Source organism: Aeromonas sp. R2-1, assembly GCF_040908425.1.
Classification (GTDB): domain Bacteria; phylum Pseudomonadota; class Gammaproteobacteria; order Enterobacterales; family Aeromonadaceae; genus Aeromonas; species Aeromonas caviae.
Map to the genome: position 1 here is coordinate 40,922 of NZ_JBFODR010000037.1, position 24,820 is coordinate 65,741.

General features: G+C 61.1%; 18 protein-coding genes and 1 pseudogene. 15 read left to right on the top strand and 4 right to left on the bottom strand.

All coding sequences use genetic code 11. From position 1 onward, the window contains the following. The first annotated feature begins 214 nt into the window (after positions 1 to 214). Both AB5Y80_RS14425 and AB5Y80_RS14430 read left to right on the top strand, forming a co-directional pair. Positions 215 to 1,120, top strand: a complete 906-nt coding sequence (locus AB5Y80_RS14425; RefSeq protein ID WP_052130408.1) for a GGDEF domain-containing protein — start codon at positions 215 to 217, stop codon at positions 1,118 to 1,120. Positions 1,121 to 1,265: 145 nt separating this feature from the next. Further along, complete coding sequence (locus AB5Y80_RS14430) at positions 1,266 to 2,429, top strand: DUF1615 domain-containing protein (protein ID WP_368173109.1); 1,164 nt, start codon at positions 1,266 to 1,268, stop codon at positions 2,427 to 2,429. A gap of 40 nt (positions 2,430 to 2,469) precedes the next feature. On the opposite strand, the gene AB5Y80_RS14435 is transcribed toward AB5Y80_RS14430, so the two are convergent. Together AB5Y80_RS14435 and AB5Y80_RS14440 are read right to left on the bottom strand one after the other, a co-directional pair. Continuing rightward, positions 2,470 to 3,468 (bottom strand): DUF1176 domain-containing protein, encoded by a 999-nt coding sequence (locus AB5Y80_RS14435; RefSeq protein WP_042014678.1) that lies wholly within the window; start codon positions 3,466 to 3,468, stop codon positions 2,470 to 2,472. Between the two features lie 111 nt (positions 3,469 to 3,579). After that, complete coding sequence (locus AB5Y80_RS14440; RefSeq protein WP_128313826.1) at positions 3,580 to 4,548, bottom strand: autotransporter domain-containing protein; 969 nt, start codon at positions 4,546 to 4,548, stop codon at positions 3,580 to 3,582. A gap of 332 nt (positions 4,549 to 4,880) precedes the next feature. On the opposite strand from AB5Y80_RS14440, the gene AB5Y80_RS14445 reads away from it, so the two are divergent. The 10 genes and pseudogenes from AB5Y80_RS14445 (at position 4,881) to AB5Y80_RS14490 (ending at position 13,360) form a co-directional block, all read left to right on the top strand. Next, positions 4,881 to 5,531: a DedA family protein gene (locus AB5Y80_RS14445; protein WP_010675180.1), complete on the top strand. Its 651-nt coding sequence runs from the start codon at positions 4,881 to 4,883 to the stop codon at positions 5,529 to 5,531. A 245-nt stretch (positions 5,532 to 5,776) separates the two neighbouring features. Then, entirely contained in the window at positions 5,777 to 7,072 is a 1,296-nt protein-coding gene (locus AB5Y80_RS14450) for a DEAD/DEAH box helicase (RefSeq protein WP_010675179.1), read from the top strand. A 114-nt stretch (positions 7,073 to 7,186) separates the two neighbouring features. Then, complete coding sequence (locus AB5Y80_RS14455) at positions 7,187 to 7,822, top strand: DUF2913 family protein (protein WP_069652571.1); 636 nt, start codon at positions 7,187 to 7,189, stop codon at positions 7,820 to 7,822. Positions 7,823 to 8,076: 254 nt separating this feature from the next. Then, complete coding sequence (locus AB5Y80_RS14460) at positions 8,077 to 9,117, top strand: M35 family metallo-endopeptidase (protein WP_368173110.1); 1,041 nt, start codon at positions 8,077 to 8,079, stop codon at positions 9,115 to 9,117. 44 nt (positions 9,118 to 9,161) lie between these two features. After that, entirely contained in the window at positions 9,162 to 9,593 is a 432-nt protein-coding gene (locus AB5Y80_RS14465) for a hypothetical protein (RefSeq protein ID WP_029314737.1), read from the top strand. 252 nt (positions 9,594 to 9,845) lie between these two features. Further along, positions 9,846 to 10,424 carry an O-methyltransferase gene (locus tag AB5Y80_RS14470; RefSeq protein WP_323890814.1) on the top strand — a complete coding sequence of 193 codons (579 nt, stop codon included), beginning with the start codon at positions 9,846 to 9,848 and terminating at the stop codon, positions 10,422 to 10,424. A gap of 9 nt (positions 10,425 to 10,433) precedes the next feature. Next, a pseudogene (locus tag AB5Y80_RS14475) lies at positions 10,434 to 10,782 on the top strand (nuclear transport factor 2 family protein); the annotation flags it as partial. Between the two features lie 332 nt (positions 10,783 to 11,114). Then, positions 11,115 to 11,888 carry an amino acid ABC transporter substrate-binding protein gene (locus AB5Y80_RS14480; protein WP_102948561.1) on the top strand — a complete coding sequence of 258 codons (774 nt, stop codon included), beginning with the start codon at positions 11,115 to 11,117 and terminating at the stop codon, positions 11,886 to 11,888. A 57-nt stretch (positions 11,889 to 11,945) separates the two neighbouring features. Next, the gene (locus tag AB5Y80_RS14485; RefSeq protein WP_174217478.1) at positions 11,946 to 12,602 is read left to right on the top strand and encodes an amino acid ABC transporter permease; all 657 of its coding nucleotides are present in this window, start codon (positions 11,946 to 11,948) and stop codon (positions 12,600 to 12,602) included. Then, entirely contained in the window at positions 12,599 to 13,360 is a 762-nt protein-coding gene (locus tag AB5Y80_RS14490) for an amino acid ABC transporter ATP-binding protein (RefSeq protein ID WP_323905360.1), read from the top strand. The genes AB5Y80_RS14485 and AB5Y80_RS14490 overlap by 4 nt, the downstream gene beginning before the upstream one ends. 87 nt (positions 13,361 to 13,447) lie before the next feature. Here the strand turns inward: AB5Y80_RS14490 and AB5Y80_RS14495 are convergent, their stop codons facing one another. Further along, positions 13,448 to 14,863: an FAD-dependent oxidoreductase gene (locus AB5Y80_RS14495; protein ID WP_039040371.1), complete on the bottom strand. Its 1,416-nt coding sequence runs from the start codon at positions 14,861 to 14,863 to the stop codon at positions 13,448 to 13,450. 12 nt (positions 14,864 to 14,875) lie between these two features. After that, on the bottom strand, positions 14,876 to 19,333 hold the full coding sequence (gene gltB, locus AB5Y80_RS14500) for a glutamate synthase large subunit (RefSeq protein ID WP_323941098.1): 4,458 nt from the start codon (positions 19,331 to 19,333) through the stop codon (positions 14,876 to 14,878). A gap of 613 nt (positions 19,334 to 19,946) precedes the next feature. Between gltB and AB5Y80_RS14505 the strand changes: the two genes are divergently transcribed. From AB5Y80_RS14505 to AB5Y80_RS14515, 3 genes are all read left to right on the top strand, one after another. Continuing rightward, on the top strand, positions 19,947 to 20,891 hold the full coding sequence (locus tag AB5Y80_RS14505; protein ID WP_182951676.1) for a TIGR01212 family radical SAM protein: 945 nt from the start codon (positions 19,947 to 19,949) through the stop codon (positions 20,889 to 20,891). Positions 20,892 to 21,261: 370 nt separating this feature from the next. After that, a complete protein-coding gene (locus AB5Y80_RS14510) occupies positions 21,262 to 23,406 on the top strand; it encodes a type I secretion system permease/ATPase (RefSeq protein ID WP_039040368.1) in 2,145 nt (714 codons plus the stop codon). Continuing rightward, positions 23,399 to 24,814 carry an HlyD family type I secretion periplasmic adaptor subunit gene (locus tag AB5Y80_RS14515; RefSeq protein WP_010675165.1) on the top strand — a complete coding sequence of 472 codons (1,416 nt, stop codon included), beginning with the start codon at positions 23,399 to 23,401 and terminating at the stop codon, positions 24,812 to 24,814. The genes AB5Y80_RS14510 and AB5Y80_RS14515 overlap by 8 nt, the downstream gene beginning before the upstream one ends. Positions 24,815 to 24,820: the final 6 nt, after the last annotated feature.

The following is a 24,820-nucleotide window of genomic DNA, read 5'->3' on the forward strand; positions in this document are numbered from 1 at the left end:
GAGCAGGGAAGGCCGCCCGCCCGGATTCACGGCAGATCGCGCCGTCCCCGTTGCAACAATCCCCTGACCCATATGGTGAGGGGATTGTTTTTTATGGAAAAATCGGCCCACAATATCAGTGATTTGCCACCAGGAATGCCGTCGGGGTTCGCTGGCGATGGCAGCCAACGGCTGCCATTCGGGATAGAAGACATGCGCGCTTGGAGCCCAAAACATGATGAAGACTCCCCTCAGGTTATCCGTTCACCCCGCCCGGTTCTTCTCGCTTCCTCCCTGCCGTCGTCTCGCGCTGGTGAGCCTGCCCTGTCTGCTGCTGCTGACGGGGATCCTGGCCGGGGTCAGCTTTGATCCCCTGGCAGAGCACAACCTCTATACCGTCGGGGCTCTGGCCGAAGCGCTCAACGTGCTGACCCTGCTGTTCATGTTCTGGGTGGTGCAGTGTGCCCAGATCACCTTGAGAACCTATCTCTCCCTCACCGGCGGGCTGACCCTCTGGCTCGTCTCCGGCGTCATCGATCTGATGGATGAGGTCTATTTCCAGCCCTGGTGGCTCTCCACGGTGGAAGACAGCCTGCGCACGATCGGCATGCTGGCCTCGGCCTGGGGTGTGCTGCTGATGGTGCAACAGATGTATGGCACCCAGATGCGGCTCTCCTCTCTCGCCATGTCAGACGAGCTGACCGGGCTCTCCAATCGCCGGGCGTTTCGCGCCGTGCTGGAGGCGCACGGAGAGGAGGGGACGCCGCTCCTGCTGCTGGATCTCGATCACTTCAAGCTGATCAACGATCGCTATGGCCACGCCATCGGCGACAATGTACTGCGTGAATTCAGCACCCTGCTGCGCCAGCTCTGCCCATTGGATGGGGTGGTGGCACGCCTTGGGGGAGAGGAGTTTGCCATCTGGCTGCCCGGCATGACGGGCGACAAGGCCCGTGCGCTGGCGGAGCAGATAAGGTGCGCGACCGAAGAGCTGGTCTCAGGTGACGGGGTAAGATTCACCGTGAGCCTTGCCCTGGGTATCAGCCAGAGCGGGGAGGGGGTGGATGCTCTGCTCCAGCGCACCGATCTCGCCCTCTATCAGGCCAAGCACCTGGGACGCAACCGGGTGGAGCTGGCGTGATGACGCCAGGGAATGCCGCAGCCAGCGGGCCAGCAGGTTCATCCGCCTTCATCTTGTCAGACTTGTTCCCTACAATGTCCGCCTCCATGCATTCGAGCCCTCTCATTCGCGATGAGGGGCAGGTCCCGCTCTTCAGGAAGCCTTCATGATCCCCTCTCACTCCTTGTTTGATGCCCATTGGCGCTGGCTGTCACTGCTTTCCCTTGCCCTGCTGTCGGGTTGTGCCAGCGAGCCTCCCGCCCCGACCAGCCCGGCGACGCCGGCGGGGCGCCCCATTCCCAAGGCGATGCAGCCGCAAAAACCGGCCGACATGAAGAGCCGCATCGTGCGCTTCCTGCCGCGCAACGTGGTGGACAAGCCAGGCTGGGCCAATGACGTGGTGACGGCGCTCACCACCCAGGGGCTGACGGTGAGCGATCACAACGTCTGCAGCGTGCTGGCGGTGGCGGAGCAGGAGGCGACCTATCAGGCGGACCCCGTGGTGCCCAACCTCAACAAGATTGCCTGGAAGGAGATCAATGCCCGGGCCGGCAAGCTGCTCATCCCCGAGTTCATGGTGCGCACGGCCCTCTCCATCCAATCCCCCACCGGCAAGAGCTATGCCGAGCGCATCGACAAACTTCGCACCGAGCGGGAGATGAGCGAGATCTTCGAAGACATGATAGGCAGCGTCCCCATGGGCAAGCAGCTCTTTGGCAATCTCAACCCGGTACGCACCGGCGGCCCCATGCAGGTGAGCGTCGCCTTTGCCGAAGCCAACGCCCGTGGGTACCCCTATCCCGTGAAGGAGTCCATTCGCTACGAGGTGTTCACTCGTCGCGGCGGCATCTGGTTTGGCACCAAACACATCTTCGGCTATCCCGCGGACTACCCGGATACCCTCTATCGCTTCGCCGACTTCAATGCGGGCTGGTACGCGAGCCGCAATGCGGCCTTCCAGGCGGCGGTAAGCCGGGTGAGTGGCAAGCCCCTGGCCCTGGACGGGGATCTCATCCGCTACGACTCGGATCTGCCCGGCAAGACCGAGCTCGCAGTGCACAGCATCGCCAGCCGCGTCAACATGAGCAAGCAGGCCATTCACCAGAGCCTGAAGCTCGGGGACAGCAGCGACTTTGCCAAAAGCGATCTCTACCACAGGGTCTTCGCCCTGGCCGACAAACAGGCCGGGACACGGCAACCCCGCGCCATCTTGCCCGGTATCCAGCTAAAGAGCCCCAAGATCACCCGCAACCTCACCACCGCCTGGTTTGCCAAGCGGGTGGATGACAGGGAGCAATCCTGCGTCAGAAAGATGGCGACCATTCGCTGATAGCCAGAGACAACCAGGGCGGCCAATGGGCCGCCCTTGTTTATTGTGATTTGACCACCTGGCTGGTCATGGTCGGTAGCTCCCAGGTTCCCCCCAGAGTGATCATGCGACAGCTACCAGTGGTGCTTTTCTCACTCTGCACGAAGGTTTGGCCGTCCCATACCCAGCTTTCGAAAGAAAAACAATCTCCTATTCCTCTTCCTTTGTGCGAGGCACTCAGTTCGCCCTCTCCATAACCGTTTGCGTAAGTGCTGATGAGGGTTGCACTGCTGGTATCAAGGTCCGTATCAATCAGAATAAATGCCGAACCGTCGTTGTAAGCGGCGAGCCAGCAGGGTAGCCGGATCAAGGCTCGTTCCTGGTTCAGGGGATAGATCTGGCCATCTTCCTGATTCTCATATGCGCTGGGACAGACATCTTCATTGACGTGTTGTTTCAGCCAAGCCCTTATGCTCTGTAGCTCAGGCTTGGTGAGTGGGCGAGATAGGTTGTCTGCGGCAACGGCACCTGCATGGATCACGGGGGCCACCAAGGCCGGGGGAATAGTTGTGGTGGGTAACGAGCCCTGTTTGGTCAGGGCTGTACTGGTATTGAGACGGCCTTGGAACTCATCCATTTTGAGAAAAATGGCATAGGCACCGGCACCGGATAACGGTTCTTGGTGCTTGCTCCATTCAAATACCACCTTGCCAGTCCCTTTGATTGCTCGGACGAGCGCTGCAGTTTGGGGCTGGGTGAACGGAGTCCGCTCTTTTACGATGCCGAGCACCTCGCCATTGATGCGCAGTGTGATCAAACCATCAGCGGGGGCCGCCGGAGCCCGCTGATCAACCTCTGCGATGGCAAGCTCGGCATGCAGTGTGCCCTTGGCGCCAGCCTCTCGGGTGAGCAGAACCGAAAGTCCACCCAATTCCGCGCTGTAACCTGCCGCTCGGCATGTGCGCGTGTTGTCACAGGCCAGTTCCCAGTCCTTGTGTTGAAAAGAGAGCCCTTCAGTAAACGAGCCGAGTGCAGAGGCCAATAGTGTTGTGATGAACATTAGAGGTTTCCAGAAGCATTGGGACGGTCAGGATAGCATTCTGGAAGGTTCAAATTGAATCTTGTTTTGGGTTGACTGAGCTGTGCCGAGTGGCGTACCCCTTTGATCCGATTAGAAACTCATCGCCAGTCCGATGGAGTAGCCGCTGGTACTGTTGCTGAACATATAGCGGGCCACCAGCCGGGTGCGGGTGATGAAGATGTCGTACTTGCTGCTGTCGAGTTCGAGGCCAAGTCCCAGGGAGTTGAGGCTGTTGAAACCGAGCAGCCCCCGTTGCTGCCCCAGGTATTCGGTTCTGGCCCCTTCCAGCACGTAGCGAAGGGGCCTGTCCAGCAGGGTCCAGTGCCACAGGGGGGCGCGGCGGCGCAGGTAAAGCCCGAGGTTTTCCGCATCGGCCTGACCGCTGACGCTCTCGGCGGTGCCGGTGAAGCTTTGCAGATGCTGGTAGGAGTAGCGCAGCTCGGCATCGATGTCCTGGGCGGCGGAGAAGAGCTCATAGTCCAGCATCAATGAGCCGCCGAGGCCGTAGACATTGAGGGTGCCGCCGTCGAGGAAGTCCAGATTCTGGCCACTCCTGTGCTCGAGCAGGGCGGCCCCGATGCGAAGGTCGCTGGCCACCGTGCCCAGGGTGACATTGGCGATGGGCCGCAGCACCAGATTGCCACCAAAGCGATCCCGGTGGACGCCGATATCCCAGCCGATGCCGCCGGTGGCGCTCAGGCTGTTCCATTTGGTGGGTATGGTGCGGGTCTCGTTGCCATCGGTGAACACAAACTGGGGATCGTAGCGGCTGTAACCCAGGGTGCCCTCCAGATAGAGGGGAACATCCTCGCTCAGGGTGGCGCCACCCCCGAGCTGGGTGATGGTGAGGGCGGAGGTGTCGTTGGTGCCGCTGCCGATATCAAGGTTGCTGGCGGTGATATCCGGCACCACGGCGTAGCTCATGAGGGAGACGACGGCGTTGGCGCGCTGTTGCACCAGGCTCTCGTCGCTGGCACGGGCCTTTGTCACAAGACCGGCAGAGACGCCGGCAAGCACCGCCAGCAAGGAAAGTGTGTGAGAAGAGAGCTGTCTTGCCATACCTGGCTCCATGAGTACCCCGTCCATTGGGGCATGTTCACACTGTAACGGGTTTCATCTGGCTTGGCAGCCTGGCAAGGGCTGGCCCGTCCTGTTTTGGGGTGTGCGCATTGGCCTGATGGGCCAAGCTGCCCTCGCTTTGGCGGGGGCTGGGGGCCGCGAGAAGGGTGAACCGCTGGGCAGAAATCACAGACATTAATTTATTGTTCAGTTCCCCGGGTGTATAAGAGGCCTCCCATACGAACATTGGGGTGGTAGCAGGGATGGATTACCAGACGGGGCCTTCGGGTCATCATGACGAATGCGCATTACGTTGATGGGAGTCACACCAGATGCAGGACATGCTGCTTGCCATATGGCATCAGGATTTTGATCAGCTTATACAAATGCAGGCAATCGGTCTGCTCGTCACCTGTCTGGTGGTGATCCTCTTCCTTGAATCGAGCTTCGTCTTTCTGCCCCTGCCCGGTGACAGCCTGGTGCTGCTGGCGGGCGGTCTGGTGGGCATGGGGGTGCTGGGACCCGAGGTGACCTTGCTCTATCTGCCGCTCGCGGCCGGGATAGGGAGCGTGCTCGCCTACTGGCAGGGGCAGGCACTGCATGGCACCCGTTTCATGGGCCATGTGGAGCGAATGATCCCGGAAGGGAGCCTGCCCAGGGCCTCCCGACTGCTGGATCGTTACGGCTTCTGGGCCATGTTCGTGTCCCGTTTCATCCCCTTCGTGAGAGTGTTGACCCCCATGTTGATGGGAGTCTCCCGCCTGCACCTGCTGCGGGTGGCCGTGGCGAGTTTTGCCAGCGCCTTCCTCTGGTCCCTGGTATTGAGCATGGTGGGCAAGATGGTGATGGCGACCCCGGTCTTTGCCCATCATCAGGAGCTGCTGACCAAGTGCCTGCTTGTCACCTCTTTCGGGCTGTTCGTCATTGCGGTGGCGGCCATCGGCATGCGGCTGCTCAAGCGTCCGAGCAAGCGGGTGCGCTGATCTCACTGCCCGGGCTGCGCCTGCTGCCGCGTGTGGCGGGCGCAGCCCCCGGAAAAATACAGGCCATTTGAGGCGGCATTCCTGTCGCCTATCTGTTACACTTCGCGCCCGCCATTTTCCGGCTCATCTTCTGATCTGATGTCAGACCCAGCCGTCCTTGGCTTCATGCCTCGCCGATGCCAGGCCACACGCCGGCCCAGGCCACCCACGCCAACTACAGCTCCGCTGGAACACAGGAACCCAACATGAGATTTGAATCGTTCGATTTTGCCCCCGAGATTTTGCGCGCCATCTCAGATTGCGGTTATCAGGAGATGACCCCTGTGCAGAGCCAGGCCATCCCGGCCATTCGCCGTGGTCGCGATGTGCTGGCCAGTGCCCAGACCGGTACCGGCAAGACCGCCGCCTTTGCGTTGCCCATCCTGCAACGTCTGGTAGACAACCCGGCGCCGGTGCAGCCTTCCAATGCCCGCGTGCTGATCCTGACCCCGACCCGCGAGCTGGCAGCCCAGGTGGCGAGCAATATCAACGATTTCGCCAAGTATCTTGATATCACTACCCTCACCATCGTGGGTGGCGGCAAACAGGATGTGCAGGCCAAGAAGCTCAAAGCGGGCGCACACATCATAGTGGCCACCCCTGGCCGTCTGCTCGAGCACCTCACCGCCTGCAACCTGAGCCTCTCCGGGGTCGAGACCCTGGTGCTGGACGAGGCGGATCGCATCCTCGACATGGGCTTTAGCGCCGATGTGCAGCAGATCCTGCAGGCGGTCAACAAGACCCGCCAGAACCTGCTCTTCTCCGCCACCTTCTCCGAGGCGGTGAAAAAGCTGGCCAACCTCATGCTGGACAAACCCCAGGTGGTGGCCGTCGACAAGCAGAACTCCACTGCCGACACCGTGAGCCACACCGTTTATCCGGTGGAACAGAAGCGCAAGCGCGAGCTGCTCTCCGAGCTTATCGGCAAGCAGAACTGGCAGCAGGTGCTGGTGTTTGCCAGCACCCGCGAGAGCTGCGATGAACTGGTGGAGGAGCTCAACCTCGACGGCATCAAGTCTGCCGTGGTGCACGGTGACAAGGCCCAGGGGAGCCGTCGCCGCGCCTTGCGTGAATTCACCGAAGGCAAGCTGCGGGTGCTGGTGGCCACCGAGGTGGCCGCCCGCGGCCTGGACATTCCGAGCCTGGAATACGTGGTCAACTATGATCTGCCGTTCCTCGCGGAAGATTACGTGCACCGTATCGGCCGAACCGGTCGCGCTGGCAAGAGCGGCATGGCCATCTCCTTCGTCAGTCGCGAGGAGGAGCGCACCCTGCTGGAGATCGAGGCCCTCATCGGCCAGAAGATCCGCCGCATCATGGTGCCGGGTTACGAGGTGAGCAGCCGTGACGACCTCATCAAGCAGTTGCAGGAGCGCCGCCGCTTCGGCAAGCGCCCGCAGCGTGAAGACAATGCCGCCGCCCAGGCCATGGCCGAGGCGAAACTGCAAGGTCAGCGCCTCAAGCGTCTGGCGGCGGCCAAGAAGCCCCGTCAGCCGAAATAAGGCAACGTCGCACCCTCCCGGTCGGGGAGGGGCGTTTACTCTCCAAAGGCGCCACTGGCGCCTTTGTGCTGTCGATGACGCGGCCCCTGGCCGCCCCGTTTCAGAGGATCCGAGATGACCCTTCCTGCTTACAATCAGGCCCTGCTCGAGATGGCCCGCCAGAGCCTGGCGGAGCTGGAGCGCACCGCTGCCCAGAAGACGGGCAAACGCACCCCCGCCCAGGAGAGCCACTTTCTCTGTACCTGGATGGCGGATTCTCTCAAGGAGAAACGCTTCTCCCGGCTGGTGATGGAGGATCTCAAGACCTGGGTGCAACTGGGGCGGACGCTGGGGGCGGGGGCCGATCTCAAGGGGCTGCTTGAGCGGGTGCAGCGCCAGTATGAGCGTGCCATGCATGAGCCGGTACAGCTGGGGGCGCGCCTTGCCGATCTGCTTTTGGCGCTGGAGGGGGCGGGCTGGCTGGTGTTCACCGACAGCGAACTGAACACCCGGCAGCGGCTGCTGAGCCAGGGGCAATCCAGCCTGATCATCTCGGCCAGCGAGTATCAGGGCCATATCGAGGGGGGTGAGCTGGTCAAGCCCCTCACCCTCTATGTGCGCGGGGACGAGCAGGTACTGGCCGAGGCGGCATTTGCCCGGGGCCTGCTGCTGAGCCAGGGCAACAAGAAAACCACCCTGGTCAAGCACCACAAGGCCTATCGGCTGATGCCGGGCAACGCGCAGCCTGCCCTGGCGCTGCTGTCCTCCTGATCCCGCCTTCTCATTCCGTCACCCGGCCCTGCGCCGGGTTTTTTTATGGCAAATGCACCCCACGGGGTTGCCTGCACGCCCGGGGCCGGGCGGGCAATCTTTGTCGCAGCCAAGGGGCTCCCCCTCTGATGGGGGGCGTCCCCCATATGGAGGGATGGTGGGGTGGTGCTTCTGCTCTAGGGTGGATGGGCCCCAAAGAGGGCCTTAAAGGAAGCAGACCGCCTGACAAGGCGACACTCAATGAATGAGGAAACATGATGAAAGCGACTCCAATTGCCCTGTTGCTGGCCGGCGTGCTGGCGTCCCCGCTCTGCGCCGCCGGGCTCGATGCCCGGCTCACCCTGGTGGAGGGCAGCACAGACGATGTGCGCGTCAACCTGACCCTGACCAACACCGGGGAGAAGCCGGTTCGTCTGCTCAAATGGCAACTGCCAGGCAGCGAGGATGCTCCCCTGTTCCAGGTGGAGCGTGACGGCCAGCCGGTGGATTACGAAGGGGCCCTGATCAAGCGGGCCGCCCCGAGTGACAAGGACTACCAACTGCTCAAGGCAGGCCAGAGCCTGACAGTCCAGGCGGAGGTCTCCGGTCTCTACGACATGAGCGCCCAGGGCCAGTACAGCATCCGTTACCTGCTGCCGACCGTGGCGCAGGAGGGGAAAGCGGCCAAGGCCAAACATGCCCAGGCGAGCGAGTCCAATGCCGTGACCCTCTGGGTGGACGGGGTGAGCGACGATCGGGTGCTGGCCAAGGCGGCGGTGGCCGAGCCCCAGGCAGTGAGCGCCTCGGTCAGCTTCAGCGGCCGTTGTACCAACACCCAGAAGAGCGACATCCTGGCGGCGCTCGATGCCGCGAGTGGCATCGCCAACAACTCCAGCAGCTACCTCGCGGTGGACAAGCCGAATGGGCAGCGCTACCGCAGCTGGTTTGGCGCCTATGACGCCACCCGCTGGAACCAGGCCGAGACCAACTTCAGCAAGATCAAGGATGCCATCGACAACAAGCCGCTCACCTTCGACTGCGGTTGCAAGCAGAGCTACTTTGCCTATGTCTATCCGGACCAGCCCTACAAGGTCTATCTGTGCAAGAGCTTCTGGACTGCGCCGGTCACCGGGACCGATTCCCGCGCCGGCACCATTGTCCACGAGCTGAGCCACTTCAACGTGGTGGCGGGCACCGACGATCTGGGATACGGTCAGGCCAATGCGCGCAATCTGGCGAGCACGGATCCCCAGAAGGCCCTGAACAACGCCGACAACCACGAATATTTCGCCGAGAATACCCCGAGCGAAAATTGAGTTGCAAACAGGGGCCGGATGGCCCCTTTTTTGACGGAGGCACCATGATGACACTCTTGCTCACCACCCTGGCACTGGCGCCCTTGCAGTGCGAGCTGTCGGTCAGCGCAGAGAGCGGGGTGAACGAACCCCTGCCCCTGGTGATGACCCTGACCAACCGGGGGGAGACGCCCCTCGAGGTATTGACCTGGTTCACCCCCTTCGAGGGGTGGTTTGCCGATGCCATCGACCTGACCCGCGATGGGCAGCCGCTGGACTATCGAGGGCCGCTTGCCAAGCGAGGTACCCCCGGGGACGGCGACTTCCTGCACCTGGGGGCGGGGGAGCAGAGCCAGGCCGATGCGGACCTGGCGCAGGCCTACGATCTGTCCCAACCGGGCCGCTACCGGCTCAGCTATCGTGCCCAGCCCCTGACGCTGACCAAGGGCGTGGCGCCCAGCTGCCCCGCCGTCGACTTTACCCGGGTGGCCCCCTAGGCGATCTGCTGCTTGCCCTTGGTATCCAGCAGCCCGACGGCGCGGGGGCCACCGCCAGACCGCGTGACGATTGGCTTTCCCGCCAGCAGCAGTGCACCAGCGTGATCACATGGTCATCCATGGGTATGGTCTTTATCCGGATGGCACAGGGGATGGGCCACCGAGTGGGTCGATAGCAAAATGATGAACATGAGGGGCGGTCCAGCCATGCCATGCACCGGGCCGACTCGTTTACACCGTCAAGGAGGAGACATGGCACTGGAACAACTGAAACGGGAGCTGGAGCACTTTGGCGAGCAGAATGACGGCGCGCAACACTCCCGTGGCAGCAAGATGCTCAACATTACCCGCGACACCGGCGAACTGCTGGCGGTGCTGGTGCAGACGAGGGGGGCGCAGGCTGTGCTGGAGATCGGTACCTCCAACGGTTACTCCACCCTCTGGCTGGCTGAGGCAGTGAAACGGCTGGGGGGCCGGGTTACCACCATCGAGCTGGACGAGGGCAAACGGACCATGGCGGCGACCAACTTTGAGCGGGCCGGGCTTACTCCCTGGATTGAGCAGTTGGCGGGGGAGGCCGGCAGCCTGTTGCCCTGCCTGCCGACGGCGGGCTATCAGCTCATCTTCCTCGACTCCGAGCGCCGCCACTACCAGGCCTGGTGGCCCGATATCCAGCGCCTGCTTGCCCCTCGTGGCCTGCTGGTGGTGGACAATGCCATCTCCCATGAAGACGAGATGAGGGAGTGGATGGCACAGGTGCGGCGTGACCCCGATTTCCTGACTTCCCTGGTGCCGGTGGGCAAGGGGGAGTGGCTGGTGGTGCGGTTGTAGGGGAAAGGCATGGAAAACAAGACCATGGAACCAAAAGCAGTTGTGGAGGCCTACTGGCAGGCCATGCAAAGCAACGATTTCGTCAAGACCCCCAGGTGGCTGAGCGATGACTTTCTCTGTGACTGGCCAACGTCGGGGGAGCGGCGCGAGGGGCGGGTCAACTTCGTCGAGATCCATCGGCGCTACCCGGCGGCCGGGCCTTGGAATGTCGACATCGTCCGCCTGCTGGAGCAGGGCGGGAGGTGGTGACCGAAGGGGTGATCATCGACGGTGACGTCAAGGCGCGCGCCATCGCGCCTTTACCTTCCACGTGGTGCGTGGCAATCCCATTTGCCATCAGACTGAATTTTGGCCCGATTGATACGTTGTGTCGTGATTGGGCCACTCTGCCATCCCGCGGGAGCTGCAACCCGCCTGATATGGTTTCCGCTGGCTGAGCGCCGCCAGCGGGGCAATTCCTCGGCCAGCCCGGCCATTATTTATTCGTTATTCATTATTTCGCTAAATATCCCCGTATTTCATGGTTGGGTCATGCCATGAGCCACGTTATGTTTCATCCATACCGCCAGCAAGCACTATGAAGGTTATCTCTGCCGATAATTAATTTAAATTAAACATGATAACCGGCTGGTTTTATTTTGTGGTGGTTGGCAAGCGCTCTGGATGTTCATAAATATAACGAGGTGAATAATGAAAAAACGGCACTCCCTGTTTTTAATGGCGGCACTTCCGCTGGCACTGATGACATCGGTACAGGCACAGTCAAGCCTCGCCGAGATCCAGCGGGCTGGAGTGATCAAGATCGGCACCGAAGGGACCTATCCTCCCTTCACCTACCACGACAAGAGCGGCAAGCTGGTGGGCTTTGACGTGGAGATAGGCGAGCTGATTGCAAGCGGTCTGGGCGTGAAGCCGCAGTTCGTCGAGGGCAAGTGGGACGGGCTCATCGCCGGGGTGGACGCCAAGCGCTACGACCTGGTGCTCAACGAAGTGGCCATTACCCCTGAACGGCTGAAAAAATATGATTTTTCAGACCCCTACATCACCTCCAAGGCGGTGATCGTGGTGCACAGCGACAACCACAGCATCAAGAGTTTTGCCGATCTGAAGGGCAAGAAATCCTCCCAGTCCCTGACTAGCAACTTCGCCCAGCTGGCGAAATCATCGGGCGCCGAGGTGGTAGCCACCGAGGGATTCAACCAGTCACTCGAACTGGTGCTGACCGGGCGGGTGGATGCCACCATCAACGACAGCCTCTCCTTCCTCGACTTCAAGAAACAGAAGCCGGACGCCAAATTGAAGGTGGCGGCCAGCGAGGCCAAGGGGGATCAATCTGCCGCCCTGCTCGCCAAGGGGCAACCCGAGTTGCTGGCTGCCATCAATCAGGCGCTGCGCAATGCCAAGCAGGATGGCGCATATCAGAAAATATCGCAGAAATATTTCGGCACCGACGTCTCGCAATAATATCGTGGCAACATAATAACAACTGAGGATATTAACGTGCCGGCATGGTTGCAGTTAATGATCGACTCTTTTTGGCCCCTGCTCAGTGCGGGGCTTATTTTTACCGTGCCACTCACTCTGATTACCTTCGTGCTGGGAATCGTGCTCGGCTTGTCGGTGGCGCTGGCCAGATTATATGGTCCGGCCCCGCTGGTGATGCTGGTCCGCTTCTATGTCTGGCTTATTCGGGGCACGCCCCTGCTGGTGCAGCTGTTTCTGATCTTTTACGGTCTGCCGAGCGCCGGCATCGTGCTGGACGCCTTCACCGCCGCCGTCATCGGTTTCACCCTCAACATCGGTGCCTACAGCTCGGAGATCATTCGTGCCACCCTGGCGGCCATCCCCAAGGGGCAGTGGGAGGCAGCCTACTCCATCGGCATGAACTGGCCCCAGGTCATGTGGCGGGTGATCCTGCCGCAGGCGGCGCGCATCGCGGTGCCACCGCTCTCCAACACCTTCATCTCCCTGGTCAAAGACACGTCGCTGGCGGCGGCGGTGACCGTGCCCGAGCTGTTTCAGGCGGCCCAGCGGCTCGCCTCCGTCACCTATGAGCCGCTCATCCTCTATATCGAGACGGCCCTCATCTACCTGATGTTCAGCTCGGTGCTCTCCACCCTGCAAGACAGGCTGGAGCAGCGACTGGCTCACAAAGAGACCCGGGAGGTCGCCCTATGATCCGCTTGAGTGGCATCGAGAAACAGTTTGCGGGGCAGCGCGTGTTGAAAGGGGTGGGGCTGGCGATGGCCGCGGGCAGCGTCACCGCCCTGATCGGTCCCTCCGGCAGCGGCAAGAGTACCTTGCTGCGCTGTGTGAACCTGCTGGAGCGACCCGATGCAGGCCAGTTGGTGCTGGGGGGCAACGAACTCGACTTTACCCGGCATCTGTCACGGCAAAGCGTGTTGGCCCTGCGCCAGCAGACCGGCATGGTGTTCCAGAATTTCCAGCTGTTCCCGCACATGACGGTGCTGGAGAACGTGATGGAAGGGTTGGTGACCGTGTTGAAGTGGCCCAGGGAGAGGGCAGTGGCGCGCGCCCTGCAACTGCTCGACAAGGTGGGGCTCAGGCACAAGGCCGAGGCGGTGCCTGCCACCCTCTCCGGCGGTCAGCAGCAGCGGGTCGCCATTGCCCGGGCGCTGGCGCCATCTCCCAAGGTGCTGCTCTGTGACGAGCCTACCTCGGCACTGGATCCCGAGCTTGCCCAGGAGGTGGTGGCCGTGCTGCGCCAGCTGGCCAGTGAGGGGACCACCATGCTGATCGCCACCCATGACTTGCGTCTTGCAGCCCAGATTGCGCAGCAGGTGATCTTCCTGGAGGCCGGGGAGGTGGTGGAGGCGGGCAGTGCGCGCCAGATGTTCACCACCCCCAAGCGGGCACGTACCTTCGAATACATCTCCACCCTCACCGAACGGCTGCCGGAGAGCTGGAGTATCTAGCCGGTTCTGGCGGATTGAGAGCGAGATAAAAAAAACAGCCCCGCAGGAGCGGGGCTGTTTGCATGGCTGCTTGGTTATGGCGGCAGATCACACGGCCAGGTAGTCCATGATCCCTTCGGCCGCCTTGCGACCCTCATAAATGGCGGTCACCACCAGATCCGAGCCGCGCACCGCGTCACCACCGGCGAACACCTTGGGGTTGCTGGTCTGGAAGGCGTACTCGGCCTTCTCGGGCGCTTTGATGCGATCCCGGCCGTCGAGCTCGACGCCGTGCTCTGCCATCCAGGGCTGGGGGTTGGGCTGGAAGCCGAACGCCATCACCACCGCATCGGCGGGCAGCACCTGCTCGGAGCCTTCAATGACTACCGGATTGCGGCGGCCATTGGCATCGGGGGCGCCGAGCTCGGTGCTCACCACCTTGATGCCGCAGGTGCGGCCGTGGGCGTCCAGTTCGACCCCGACAGGTTGCAGGTTGAACATGAATTCCACCCCTTCCTCCTGGGCGTTTTTCACCTCCCGCTTGGAGCCTGGCATATTCTCGGCATCCCGGCGGTAGGCGCAGATCACCCGATCGGCCCCCTGGCGGATGGCGGTGCGCACGCAGTCCATGGCGGTGTCGCCGCCCCCCAGCACCACTACCTGCTTGCCGGCGAAGTCGATGTAGTCAGCTTGCGCCTTCTCAAAGCCCAGCAGCCGGTTGGCGTTGGAGATGAGGTAGGGCAGGGCGTCGTAGACCCCCGGCGCCTCCTCGTTGGCAAAGCCGCCCTTCATGTACTTGTAGGTGCCGACCCCGAGGAAGACCGCATCGAACTCACCGAGCAGGTCGGCGAAGGTGACGTCACGGCCCACTTCGGTCTCGAGGCGAAACTCCACCCCCATCCCCTCGAAGATCTCGCGGCGGCGTTGCATCACCTCTTTCTCCAGCTTGAAGGAGGGGATGCCGAAGGTGAGCAGGCCGCCGATCTCCGGGTACTTGTCGAACACCACAGGGGTGACGCCATTGCGTGCCAGCACGTCGGCACAGGCAAGGCCCGCGGGGCCCGCGCCAATGACGGCGACCCGCTTGCCGGTCTTGACCACCTTGGAGAGATCCGGGCGCCAGCCCATCTCGAACGCCTTGTCGGTGATGTATTTTTCGATGTTGCCGATGGTCACGGCGCCGAATCTGTCGTTGAGGGTGCAGGCACCCTCACACAGTCTGTCTTGTGGGCAAACGCGGCCACACACCTCCGGCAGGCTGTTGGTCTGGTGGGAGAGCTCCACCGCCTCCAGGATGCGTCCCTCGTTGGCCAGCTTCAGCCAGTTGGGGATGTAGTTGTGTACCGGGCACTTCCACTCGCAATAGGGGTTGCCGCAGTCGAGGCAGCGATCCGCCTGCATGCCGACCTGGGCCTGGTTGAAGGGCTCGTAGATCTCCACGAACTGGATCTTGCGGATCTTGAGCGGCTTCTTGGGCGGGTCGACCCGCTGGACATCGATAAACTGGAATACGTTCTGGCTCATAGGGTTCCCTCCTTATTGCGCCTGGATTCTGAGTTCTGCACTGGAACGGCTGGTGTGGCCAAGCAGCGATTTGACGTCGCTGGACTTGGGTTTGATCAGCCTGAACTTGGGCACATAGGAGTCGAAGTTGGCCAGGATCTCCTCGGCACGCGAGCTGCCTGTCTCGTTGAGGTGCGCCGTGATGATACCGCGCAGGTGCTCCTGGTGGATGGCCAGATCCGCCACCTCCAGCAGTTCGACCAGCTCGGGGTTGGTGCGCTTGGAAAAGTTGCCGCACTCGTCGAGCACGTAGGCGAAACCACCTGTCATGCCCGCCGCGAAGTTGACACCGGTCTTGCCGAGCACGGTGACGATGCCGCCTGTCATGTATTCACAGCCGTTGTCGCCAATCCCCTCGACCACCGCCAAGGCCCCTGAGTTGCGCACCGCGAACCGCTCGCCGGCGGTCCCTGCGGCATAGAGCTTGCCGCCGGTGGCGCCATAGAGGCAGGTGTTGCCGATGATGGCCGCCTCGTGGGATTTGAACGCCACGCCGACGTGGGGTTTGATCACCAGCTTGCCGCCGGTCATCCCCTTGCCCACGTAGTCGTTGGCATCCCCGGTGAGGATCATCTCAAGGCCACCGGCGTTCCAGACGCCGAAGCTCTGGCCGGCGGTGCCGTTGAAGTGCACCTTGACCGGATCGGCCGCCATGCCCTGGTTGCCGTGGCGTTTGACGATTTCGCCGGACAGACGTGCACCCACGGAGCGGTCGGTGTTGCGGATGTCGTAGCGGAACTCGCCGCCACTCATGTTTTCCACCGCCTCCAGCAGGTCTTCCACCATCTTGAGGTTCAAGGGCCCCTTGTCGAAGGTGGGGTTGTGCTGCTGGCTGAACAGACTGGAGCCTGCCGGTGCAACCGGGGCCGCCAGGATGCCGGACAAGTCCAGCTTGGCCTGACGGGCGGTGAGGCCGGGCAGGGCTTCCAGCAGGTCGGTACGACCGATGAGGTCGGTGAGCTGGGTGACGCCAAGCTCAGCCATCAGCTCGCGCGTCTCCTCGGCGATGAACTTGAAGTAGTTCATCACCATCTCCGGCAGGCCGGTGAAGTGTTCGCGGCGCAGCTTCTCATCCTGGGTGGCGACGCCGGTGGCGCAGTTGTTCAGGTGGCAGATACGCAGGTATTTGCAACCGAGCGCCACCATGGGGCCGGTACCGAAGCCAAAGCTCTCGGCGCCGAGGATGGCCGCCTTGATGATGTCGAGACCGGTCTTGAGACCGCCATCCACCTGCAGGCGCACCTTGTGGCGCAGGCCGTTGGCCACCAGCGCCTGCTGGGTTTCGGCCAGGCCCAGCTCCCAGGGAGAGCCGGCGTATTTGACCGAGGTGAGCGGGCTTGCGCCGGTGCCGCCGTCGTAGCCGGAGACGGTGATGAAGTCCGCATAAGCCTTGGCCACGCCACAGGCGATGGTGCCGACGCCAGGTTCGGACACCAGTTTCACCGACACCAGGCAGTTCGGGTTGATCTGCTTGATGTCGAAGATGAGCTGGGCCAGATCCTCGATGGAGTAGATGTCGTGGTGCGGCGGCGGGGAGATCAGGGTCACGCCGGGCACGGAGTAGCGCAGCTGGGCGATTTGCGCGGTGACCTTGTCACCGGGCAGCTGGCCCCCTTCGCCGGGCTTGGCGCCCTGGGCGACTTTTATCTGCACCACGTCCGCGTTCATCAGGTAGTGCGGGGTGACGCCAAAGCGACCGGAAGCCACCTGTTTGATGCGAGAGTTCTTCTCGGTACCAAAACGCTTGGGATCTTCACCGCCTTCGCCGGAGTTGCTCTGACCGCCGAGGCGGTTCATGGCGATGGCCAGGGCCTCGTGGGCTTCAGGGCCGAGGGCGCCGATGGACATGGCCGCGGAGTCGAAGCGGGGGAACAGCCTGGCGGCTGGCTCCACCTGATCCAGCGCAACCGGGGTGGTGCCCTGTTTGAGCGACAGCAGATCCCGCAGGGTGGCGACCGGCCGCTCGTTCACCAGACGGGCATACTCCTTGTAATCGGCATAGTTGCCGGAGCGCACCGCCACTTGCAGGGTCTGCACCACATCCGGGTTGTAGGTGTGGTACTCGCCACCGTGGACGAATTTCAAGAGGCCGCCCTGGGTCAGCGGCTTGCGGCCGAGCCAGGCCAGACGGGACAGATTGATCTGATCCTGCTGGATGTCGGCAAAGTCGGCACCCTGGATGCGGCTCGATACGCCGCGGAAGCAGAGTTCGACCACGGCCCTGGAGAGGCCGACGGCTTCGAACAGCTGGGAGCAGCGGTAGCTTGCCACCGTGCTGATGCCCATCTTGGACATCACCTTGTAGAGGCCCTTGTTGATGCCGTTGCGGTAGTTGAGCATGGCCTGGCGCAGGCTCATCTTGAGCACGCCTTCCTCTACCTGCTTGGCGAGGGTCTCGTAGGCGAGATAGGGGTAGATGGCGGTGGCGCCAAAGCCCAGCAGCACGGCGAAGTGGTGCGGGTCGCGCACGCTCGCGGTCTCCACCAGGATATTGGCGTCGCAGCGCAGGTTGTTGTCCACCAGGGTACGCTGCACCGCACCCACCGCCATGGCGGCCGGTATGGGCAGGGTATCCGGGCTGATGTCCCGGTCTGACAGTACCAGCAGCACCGCGCCGCTGCGGGCCGCTTCAGCTGCCTCGTGGCAGAGACGCTCAAGGGCAGCCTGCAGCCCCTCTTCGGGCAGGTAGTTGAGGCTCAGCACCGCATGGCGGTAGTGCTCCCCTTCCAGGGCCAGCAACTGATGGAAGTCGGAGTAGAGCAGGATCGGCGACTGGAACAGCACCCGGTGGGCGTGACCGAAGGTCTCGTTGAACACGTTCTGTTCGCGGCCGATACAGGTGGCCAGGGACATGACGTGATTTTCCCGCAGGGGATCGATGGGCGGGTTGGTCACCTGGGCGAACATCTGGCGGAAGTAGTCGTACAGGGTACGCTGGCTGGAGGAGAGCACCGCCATCGGGGTGTCATCCCCCATGGAGCCCACCGCCTCCTGGCCATTCTCGCCGAGCACGCGGATCACCTGATCCAGCTCTTCAAAGGAGTAGCCGAACAGCTTCTGGTAAGTCTTGAGCCGGTCATCCGGGAATTCCCGCGACCCCGTGCTGGCATCGTCCATCTGCTCGAAGGGCACCAGGCGCTTGCAGTGCTTGTCCATCCACTGCTTGTAGGTGTGACGGCTCTTGAGATCGTCATCAATTTCGAAGCTGGTCCAGATCTTGCCGTTGCTGGTATCGACCACGAACAGCTCCCCCGGGCCGACACGGCCCTTCTCCAGCACTTCGTCCGGGGTGTAGTCCCAGGTGCCAACTTCGGAGGCCAGCGTGATGAACTTGTCCTTGGTGATGACATAACGTGCCGGACGCAGGCCGTTTCTGTCGAGTGCGCAGGTGGCGTAGCGACCGTCGGTCATGACGATGCCGGCCGGGCCGTCCCAGGGCTCCATGTGCATGGAGTTGAAGTCGTAGAAGGCGCGCAGGTCGTCATCCATGTTCGGGTGCTTCTGCCACGCAGGCGGGATCAGCAGGCGCATGGCACGGAACAGGTCCATGCCGCCGGCCAGGAAGAGATCCAGCATGTTGTCGAGGCTGGAGGAGTCCGACCCCGTGGTGTTGACGAAGGGGGCGGCCTCTTGCAGATCGGGGATCAGCGGGGTGGCGAACTTGTAGCTGCGCGCCTTGGCCCACTGGCGGTTGCCGGCAATGGTGTTGATCTCGCCGTTGTGGGCGAGGTAGCGGAACGGCTGCGCCAGCGGCCAGCGTGGGCTGGTGTTGGTGGAGAAACGCTGGTGGAACACGCAGATGGCGGCCTGCATGCGGATGTCGGCCAGATCCAGATAGAAGCGCGGCAAATCCACCGGCATGCACAGTCCCTTGTAGACGGTGACCAGGTTGGAAAGGCTGACCACATAGAAGTAGTCGTCGCTGATGCGCTTCTCGATGCGGCGGCGCACGATATAGAGGCGGCGCTCGAGATCCTTGTCGACCCAGCCCGGGGGCGCGTTGACAAAGACCTGTTCAATACTGGGCAGGGACGCCTTGGCGATGGAACCGAGTACGTTGGTATCGATGGGCACCTTGCGCCAGCCGACCAGACTCAGGGTCTCTCTTTCTAGCTCCTCGTCGATGATGTCGCGCGTGGCCTGGGCCAGGATGGGATCGGGGTTGAGGAACAGCATGCCGACCGCGTAGTTGCGGCCCAGGTGCCATCCCTTCTCTTCGGCGACAGCTCTAAAGAAGCTGTCGGGTTTTTGCAGCAACAGGCCGCAGCCGTCGCCGGTCTTACCATCAGCGGAGATACCGCCGCGGTGCTGCATGCGAGCCAAGGCTGACATCGCGAGACGGACAAGCTTGTGGCTGGCTTCCCCTTCCATGTGGGCCAACAGGCCGAAGCCACAGTTATCCCTCTCCAGCTTTGGATCATATAGTGACATTGCATTTCTCCCTTGCTCGGCCTTCCATCGCACTGTCATCAACAGACTGCATAAATTGCGATTGGCTCTTGTGGTTCCGTCCGCCTGAGGTGGCGAATCTCCAAACTAATGGGATTTTCGGGCAAGGTCAATTGGACATCCCGCTTGTTTGCAATGTTACATCACCATAACAAAATGTGGGTTTTTGAGACTCAATCAGCATTTTTGTGTATTTATGACTGACTTTTATTTATTTGTTGGGTTTATATTCTGGTTATGAACGATTTAGTGGTTGACTGCATGGTGGCGGGAAACTGTAGTAATTTTACAAAGTCATCTCTGGTGTGCTTGGCGGGGATCACATTTCAGGATCCTGCGTCTTGCATTTGTCCATAAGCAGACTAAACAGGATTTTTTCAGTAGTTACAGCCGGTTATGGGCGAGAGGTTATGACACTTTTCTCCAGGTGGCAGGAGTGACAGGTTGTCAAAAGTGACCGTGAATGCTGACTGTTGGGTATTTATCGCATCTAACGTGAATATTTATATGATTTTTGGGTAGAGAGCGGGATTGATCCAGCGCAGCCTGCCCGCGGGGCTGCGTCGCTAGAATGACACCTCATTTCGGAGGTGTCATGCAGTTACACGAACTCATCAATACATTCGGCCAGGATCTCAAGCAACGCCACGGCCAGAAGATCCACAAACTCTCCATCCACGGGGCCTTTACCTGCCCCAACCGGGACGGCACCCTGGGCCGGGGTGGCTGCACTTTCTGCAATGTCTCCTCCTTTGCCGACGAGTCGGCCCAGCAACTCTCCGTGGTGCAGCAACTGCTGGCACGCCGGGACGAGGTGACCCGGGCCAGGCGCTATCTGGCCTACTTTCAGGCCTATACCAGCACCTATGCCGAAGTGGAGTACCTTCAGCGCATGTATGAAGAAGCCTTGTCGGTGAGCGACATGGTGGGGCTCTGCGTCGGAACTCGCCCTGATTGTGTACCCGATGCGGTGCTGGATTTGCTTGCAGGTTATCAGGCCAGAGGTTACGAGGTGTGGCTGGAGCTCGGGCTGCAAAGTGCCAACGACAAGACGTTGCAACGCATCAATCGGGGTCACGGCTATGCCGCCTATGTTGACGCTGTAACCAGAGCCCATCTGCGAGGCATCAAGGTGTGTGCCCACCTCATCGTCGGCCTGCCCGGCGAGGTGCCGATGGACAGCCTGGAAACCCTGCACCGTATCGTGGAGACCGGCGTCGAGGGGATCAAGCTTCACCCACTGCATGTGGTGGAGGGGAGCACCCTTGGCAAGGCGTGGCAGGCGGGACGGCTGGATGTGTTGACGATGGAGCAGTATGTGGCGGCGGCGGTCGCCATGATCCAGTACACGCCTCCCGAGGTGGTCTATCACAGGGTCTCGGCGTCGGCGCGCCGCCCGACCCTGCTGGCCCCCGCCTGGTGCGAGAATCGCTGGAGCGCCATGACCGCCATTGCCGCGGAGCTGGCACGCTCAGGCCCTCAGGGGCACTGCCTGGGACGCCCTTTTTCTCTCCCTCCCACGGGCGAGTGCCAACTCTAATTTCGTCAAAAAAACAGTGGGTTATTAGATGAAATTCAGTCTTTGGAGTATAGTTTCGTTCAAGTCACCTTGATAAGATGGTCGGCTTGAAAAAAGATATAGTTATCAATAACTCTTTGCAGTTTGTATACCGGGCGGTGTCTCTTCGAACCGGGTGGCATATTTCTTGGCAACATCAGGTGCTTGGTATGTCCCCTCCGTTTCCGGCATGAAAATCTGTAAGGGAGGCGAGACATGCAGTGTCCCGGCTCTGTGCGCTAATCGGGTTGTGGGTCTGGGTGGCGAGGTCTGTTCTGTTTTTCCGGATCGCCGCCGGGCTTTGGATATTCGGCCCCGAGACAACCTTCTGAATCATGTTTGATGGGATGCTATGCAAGCAGAAACCAGCCATATAGATGAACTGTTGGAGTGCCTGGTCTTTTTGACCCGCTTTTACGGGGTGCCCAACAGTCAGGATGCTCTCACCACCGGCTTGCCACTGGTCTCCGGGCGTCTCAGCACGGCGCTCTTCAGTCGTGCCGCCGAGCGGGGCGGTCTCTCTGCCCGCGAAGTGATCCAGCCCCTTGAACAGATCTCCTCCCTGCTGCTGCCCTGCGTCTTGCAGACGCGCAATGGCGGCGCCTGCATCTTGCTTGAATGGAATGAAGAACGGACCCAGGCGAGGGTCATCTTTCCCCAGGCCGGAGACGCGGCCCAATGGGTCAGTCTTGCCCAGCTTGGTGACGAGTACAATGGTCGTCTGTTCTACGTCAAGCGGCAGTTCAAGTTTGATGAGCGCTCGCCCAAAGTGCTGGAGACCCGTGATGGTCACTGGTTCTGGAGCACCTTGTTCGAGTCCCGTGGTATCTATCGGGATGTGCTGGTGGCCTCGATCCTCATCAACCTGTTTGCCATCGCCAGCCCCCTGTTCACCATGAACGTCTATGACAAGATTGTGCCCAACCTGGCATTCGACTCCCTCTGGGTGCTGGCGGTTGGAGCCATGGTGGTGTTCACCTTCGACTTCGTGATGCGCCAGCTGCGCAGCTACTTCATCGATATTGCAGGCAAGAAATCCGACGTGCTGTTGTCGGCCAAAATCTTTGCCAAGGTGATGGGCATGAAGATGGAGTCCAGGCCTGCGTCGACCGGTGCCTTTGCCAAGCACTTGCAGGAGTTTGAATCGGTGCGCGAGTTTTTCACGTCGGCCACCGTCTCCACCCTGATCGATCTGCCGTTTGCCATCTTCTTCCTCTTCATCATCTGGATTTTCGCCGGTGTCATGGTGGTGGTGCCCATCATCGCCATCCTGATCCTGGTGGCCTACAGCTTCTACATTCAGGCACCGCTGAAGCAATCCATCGAGGAGGGCTCCCGGCTCGCCTCCCAGAAGAACGCCAATCTGATCGAAAGCATCTCGGGCCTTGAGACCGTGAAGATTTTCGGGGCCGAGAGCATGTTCCAGCACCGCTGGGAGCAGGCGGTGTCCCACATCTCGACCTGGGGCGTACAGACCCGGCGCATCACCAACTCCATGTCTTCTCTGGCGAGCTACATCCAGCAGGTGGTGACAGTGGGACTGGTGATCGTCGGTGTTTACCAGATCTCGGAAGGGTTGGTGACCATGGGGGGCATGATAGCGGCCGTGATGCTGTCGAGCCGGGCCATCGCCCCCATGGTGCAGCTCTCGGTACTCTCCACCCGCTACAACCAGGCCAAGTCGGCGCTCGAGATCCTGGAGAAGATCATGATGACGCCGGGTGAGCAGGAGGAGGGCAGGCAGTACATCCACCATCCGGTCATCCAGGGGCGCATCGAGTTTGAAAATGTCTCCTTCAAGTATCCGGGCATGGAGAGCAGCACCCTGCACAACATCAACCTGCGCATCGAGCCGGGTGAGAAGGTGGCCATCATCGGACGCATCGGTGCGGGTAAAACCACGCTGGAGAAATTGCTGATGGGTCTCTACCGTCCGACTGACGGTCTGGTGCGTCTGGACGGCTTTGAGCTGGACCAACTGCCGCCGACCATCATTCGCCGCAACATCGGCTGCGTGCCGCAAGATGTGACCCTCTTCTTTGGTTCAGTGCGGGACAATATCATGCTGGGCAATCCCCTGGTGGATGATGCCCGTGTCTTACGCGCCGCCAAGCGGGCCGGGGTCACCAACTTTACCAACCGGGATCCCAACGGCCTCGACAGACAGATAGGCGAAGGGGGACGTCAGCTCTCCGGTGGCCAGCGTCAGTCCATCCTGCTGGCGCGCGCCCTGCTCAACGATCCCCCCATTCTGGTGATGGACGAGCCGACCTCCAACATGGACAACCAGTCAGAGATGCACGTGAAGCAGGAGCTGGCGCGGCTCGGCCCCGAAACCACCCTTATCCTCATCACCCACAAGACCTCCATGCTGGATGTCGCTTCCCGGGTCATCGTCGTGGAGCAGGGGAAGATAGTGGCGGACGGTCCCAAAGAGGTGGTGTTGCAGCAATTGAAGGAAGGCAAGGTGCGGGTGCAGGAGACGGCGAATGGCTAACCACTGGTTCAAGAAAACGCCCTCAGATACGGTCTTGCCTGCACCCGAACATCTCGAGTACGTGGATGACGGCGCCGCCGCCGTGCTGCTGACGACACCCACCCGTGCCAGAGTCCTGCTGTGGGCCTGCTTCCTGTTTTTTGTCAGCGCCATCGTCTGGGCAGCCTGGGCAGAGCTGGATGAAGTGACCGTCGGCCAGGGCAAGGTGATACCGTCGCGCCAGTTGCAGGTGATCCAGAACCTAGAAGGGGGGATCGTCAAGGAGATCTTCGTCAAGGAGGGGGACATCGTCGAGAAGGGACAGCCACTGCTGCGCATCGACGATACCCGCTTCAAGTCGGATTTTCGCGAACGGGAGCAGGAGCTGGTCACCCTCAAGGGGGATATCGCCCGCCTGCGCGCCGAAATTCGCAGCGTGGTGGTCAAGAACGAGCCCAATCTGGGCTGGCGTGAACAGGTTGCCATCGACAAACAGGCCATCGAGTTCCCCGAAGGGTACGAGAATGTCTTTGCCGAATATGCCGCCCGTGAAAGATCGGTGCAGGAGGCGCGGTTAAACAACCTCAAGAACCAGCTCTACATCCTGGGACAGCAGATCGAGCAGAAAGAGCAGGAGACCATAGAGCTCAATGCCAAGATCCGGACCGTCGGCCGCAGCGTTGATTTGGCTCGTCAGGAGCTGAACATCAGCCGTCCTCTCGCAAAAGAGGGTATAGTTCCTCAAGTGGAGCTAATTAAACTGGAGCGGCAGGTCAACGAAATGCAAGGGGAGCTGGAGGCGAACCGCCTGCTGGTGCCCAAGCTCAACTCGGTACTGCGGGAGACCATCTCGAAGCGAAATGATATCGCCCTGAAATTCCGGGCGGACTCCCAGACCGAGCTGAACGAACGTCAAGGCAAGTTGAGCCAGTTGTCGGAGGGTCAGGTCGGCCTCAGGGACAGAGTCGATCGTACCAGTGTGATCGCGCCTCTCAAGGGGACCATCAAAAAGCTCAAGATTAATACGCTGGGTGGGGTCGTTCAGCCGGGCATGGACCTGATGGAGATAGTGCCGCTGGAAGACACCCTGCTGGTTGAAGCCAAGGTGTCGCCCAAGGACATCGCGTTCCTCAGACCCGGACTGGAGGCCGTGGTCAAGATAACTGCCTATGATTTCACTATTTATGGAGGTTTACATGGCAAGGTTGAACAGATAAGTGCCGACTCAATCCAGGATGAGGAGGGCAATTCCTTCTATCTGGTGCGAGTACGAACCGAGAAGAGTTATCTGGGCGATGAGCTTAACGCACTTCCCATCATCCCCGGTATGTTAGCCAGTGCAGATATTATTACTGGTAAAAAAAGTGTCCTAGACTACTTGCTGAAACCCATCTTGAGGGCTAAGCAGTCGGCACTGAGAGAACGATAAGCCAAC